This window comes from Pseudomonas sp. SH10-3B (assembly GCF_019891415.1).
In the GTDB taxonomy this organism is placed as follows: domain Bacteria; phylum Pseudomonadota; class Gammaproteobacteria; order Pseudomonadales; family Pseudomonadaceae; genus Aquipseudomonas.
Genome location: NZ_JAFLXD010000126.1, coordinates 1 through 638 on the forward strand (window position 1 = coordinate 1; position 638 = coordinate 638).

Sequence of the window (638 nt, forward strand, 5' to 3'; positions counted from 1 at the left end):
ACCGTCAGATCAATCTTCGGCAGTTGATTGCCGGCGTTAACGAAGTCAGCACCTTTTTGCGTCAGTACAACGTTGTTGCCGGACAAGCTGTAGTAGCCGTCTACGTTGCTGTTGCCGGTGAAGGAGACAGTCAGGCCTTCGCGTGGCGTTTCCTCATCAGTCGCAGTGAAACGGCCAGCGACAGTGCCCGCTGTAGCGGAGTTCTCGTCGAGGGTGACCGGTGCGACGCTGATCACCGGCACGTCGTTATGCAGAGTGACGGTCGGTTGACCAGTGCCATTGGAGCTGAGCCCCTCTGGATCGGTAACCGTCAGATCAATCTTCGGCAGTTGATTGCCAGCGTTGACGAAGTCCGCGCCCTTCTGGGTCAGCACAATGTTGTTACCCGAAACGCTGTAGTAGCCGTCCGAGTTGCTGGTACCGGTGAAGGTGATCGTGAGACCCGCGCGCGGGGTTTCTTCGTCAGTCGCGGTGAAGCGGCCAGCGACGGTGCCCGCAGTAGCAGAGTTCTCGTCGATGGTGACTGGCGCGACGCTGATCACTGGCACGTCGTTATGCAGAGTGACCGTCGGCTGGCCGGTGCCATTGGAGCTAAGCCCCTCAGGATCGGTGACCGTCAGATCAATCTTCGGCAGTTG

General features: G+C 58.9%; 1 protein-coding gene. It reads right to left on the minus strand.

The genetic code is table 11. The features are described from left to right. Positions 1-638, minus strand: a 638-nt coding sequence (locus J1G35_RS30635) for a hypothetical protein (protein WP_223016876.1), incomplete at both ends; no start/stop codon positions are given.